At 75.8% G+C, this 2,827-nt stretch carries 2 protein-coding genes and 1 pseudogene; all 3 read left to right on the top strand.

Annotated elements, in window-relative coordinates; translation table 11 throughout:
* A pseudogene (locus ACFQ3T_RS35650) lies at nt 1-373 on the top strand (hypothetical protein); the annotation flags it as partial.
* A gap of 428 nt (nt 374-801) precedes the next feature.
* Entirely contained in the window at nt 802-2,109 is a 1,308-nt protein-coding gene (locus ACFQ3T_RS35645) for a hypothetical protein (RefSeq protein ID WP_380730393.1), read from the top strand.
* Nucleotides 2,110-2,340: 231 nt separating this feature from the next.
* The coding region (locus ACFQ3T_RS35640) for an MFS transporter (RefSeq protein WP_380730395.1) at nt 2,341-2,827 on the top strand (487 nt) is incomplete at its 3' end.

The following is a 2,827-nucleotide window of genomic DNA, read 5'->3' as shown; positions in this document are numbered from 1 at the left end:
CTCGGGCTGGGGTGCCGGCTCGGCGGCGGCCTCGGGCGCGGGCGTCGACTCGGACCCCGACGCGGACGCGGGTTCGGGTGTCGGTTGCGGCGCGGGCTCGGCGGCGAAGGCCGGTGCGGTCTCGGAAGCCGGGGCGGGTGCCGGTTCGGACGTCGCTCCCGGTGCGTGCTCAGGCTGGGGCGCCGGTTCCTCGGCGGCCTCGGCCGGTGCGGGTGACGGCTCGGCTGTCGGTTCGGTGGTCGGTTCCGGCGCGGTGACCGGCGCGGTGGCTGACTCGGTGACCGACTCGGTTGCCGGGGCTGGGGTCGGCTCGGGGGAGGCCGGCGGGGAGGCCGGAGCCGGCGTCGGCTCGGAGGTCGGCTCGGAGGCCTGACCGGTGGCGGGGTCCGGTCTCGGCCCGGGCTGCGGCGGCTGCGTCATCGTGGTCCTTCCTCGGAATGCCGGCGAGGCGTTCCACCTTGTTGGGTACCGGAGCGGGGCGTGCGGCCGCAATGGAGCCGGCCGGTACGTGCCATCGCGCGCCGGCGGTCGTGTCCCCCGCCGAGTCGCCCCGGTCGTCCGCGGTGACGGAGCACGGGCCGTGGCGAGTGATCTAAGCACGCGTGGCTCGGCCGGGTGACCGGATTAGGCGGAAGTCCTGCCGCCGCACCAGCCTGGCCCGACGCGGCGCACTCGGCCCTGCGCCGACGGTGTGACACCCGTGTGGACAGGCAGTGGCTTTTCCGCCCAATTGCGGTGAATTGTGGCGCGGAGCCCGGTGGGGTGGGGGTCGGGCCGTTCACTTGGCTCGGGGGAGGTGCCGTGGAGCGGTCCGTCGACGGTTCGACCGGCCCGGTGCGCCGCGAGGCGGACGCGGCGGGCCTGTCCCAAACGATCACGCACAGCGCAGCGCACCTCGTGGTCCAGGCCGGCCGCGACGTCAGCGTCGACCAGGTCAACCACATCAACCAGGTCAACCACTTCACCCAGGTCACCGGCCGCGATCCCGGCTACCGGATCACGGGCTACCCGCCGACCGGGCCGGGTGTGACGCCGGCGGTGGACGGGCGCGGCCTGCCCGCCCAGCCGAGCCACCTGCTGGACGCCCGCTTCGCGATCGTGGACTTCACCGCCAGGGACGCCGAGGTGCGCGACCTCGCGCGGTGGTCCGAGGGCGGGAACCGGGCGGTGCGGTGGTTGCACGCGCCGGGCGGGCAGGGCAAGACCCGCATCGCCGGCCACGTCGCCGGCCGCGCCGCGCGGGCCGGCTGGCAGGTCGTCACCGCCGAGCTCACCGCCGGCCGCGTCGACGTCGGCGCACCGTCCACTCCGGACCCGGACGGCGAACCGGCCGGGTTGCTGCTGCTGGTCGACTACGCCGACCGCTGGCCGCTGGACCACCTGACGTCGCTGTTCGGCGACAGGGCGCTGCACCGGGACGTGCCCGTGCGCGTGCTGCTGCTGGCCCGCACGGTGCACGTGTGGCCGGCCCTGCGGCACGCCCTCGCCCAGGCCGGCTGGCCGCCGGACGCGTGCACGAGCAGCAGCCTCGACCCGCTGCCCGCCGCGGACTCCGCCCGCGACCGCATGTTCACCGCGGCCCGCGACTGCTTCGCCCGGCACTACCGGATCGCCGACCCCGAGGTGATCGACGTGCCGGACTGGTTGCGGCGCGACGAGTTCGGGCTCACCCTCGCCGTCCACATGGCGGCGCTGGTCGTGGTCGACCGCCACGCCCGGCCCGCCGACCGCCCGGCCGCGCCCGAGAGCCTGACCGGCCTCACCGGCTACCTCCTGGACCGGGAGCGCAACCACTGGGACACCATGCACGACCCCGCCCGGACCAGGGGCGGGTGGGCGACGTCGTCGACCGAGATGGCCCGGGTCGTGTTCACCGCCGCGCTCACCGGCCCCCTCGCCTACCGCGACGCCAAGGCGGTCCTCGACGCCGTCGGCCTCGGCGAAGGTCCGGGAGTTGTTGCCGCGCCAGGGGAACCCAGGTCACCGGGACGCGGCCCGGGTGCTGGCCGTGGAGATCGCGCGCATGCCGTCGCCGGACGAGGTGGCCCGCCGGCTGCCGGAGTTCGCCCGGCCGGAACGCGGTTGATCACCGGCCGGACCCGTGGGTAGGGTTCGCGGGGTGACGAGCCCCGAGTCGGACAGAGCGGAGCCGCCGGTCGTCCGGCGGCGGGTCGCCTGACCGGTCACCGACCGGCTCCCCGACCGACCCCTCTTCGGCGACCGGAGACGCGTTCCGCGTGTCCGGCCGGTGGCTCGTGCCTTGGCCGTCGACGACGTGCCTCCAACGGCCGGCACGCGGATGTCCTCCACCCGCGCATGCCGACGTCGGAGTCGATTCCCGTGCCCGTGTTCGTCTACGTCCTCAGCCTTGCCGTCTTCGCGCAGGGCACCTCCGAGTTCATGGTGTCCGGTCTCGTGCCGGGCATCGCCGCCGACCTGTCCGTGTCGGTGGCCGCCGCCGCGAGCCTGACCTCCGCCTACGCGATCGGGATGGTCGTGGGCGCGCCGGTGATGGCCGCGTGGAGCGCCCGGTGGCCGCGCCGCCGCGCGCTGGCAAGCTTCCTGGCCGCGTTCGTCGTCGTGCACGTCGTCGGCGCGGTCACGACCGACTTCTCCGTGCTGTTCGCAACCCGCGTCGTCGCGGCGATCGTCAACGCCGGGTTCCTCGCCGTCGCGATGTCCGCCGCCGCGGCACTGGTCGGGCCGGCCCGGCAGGCCGGGGCGACCGCCGTGCTCGTGGCGGGCGTGACGTTGTCGTGCGTCGCGGGCGTGCCGGCGGGCGCGGCGCTCGGGGAGTGGGCCGGCTGGCGGTCGACGTTCTGGGCGG

Source organism: Saccharothrix hoggarensis (assembly GCF_042678885.1).
Taxonomy (GTDB): Bacteria; Actinomycetota; Actinomycetes; order Mycobacteriales; family Pseudonocardiaceae; genus Actinosynnema; species Actinosynnema hoggarensis.
Note: the sequence above shows the minus strand (reverse complement) of the source record. Positions and strands in the feature narration are given on the sequence as shown.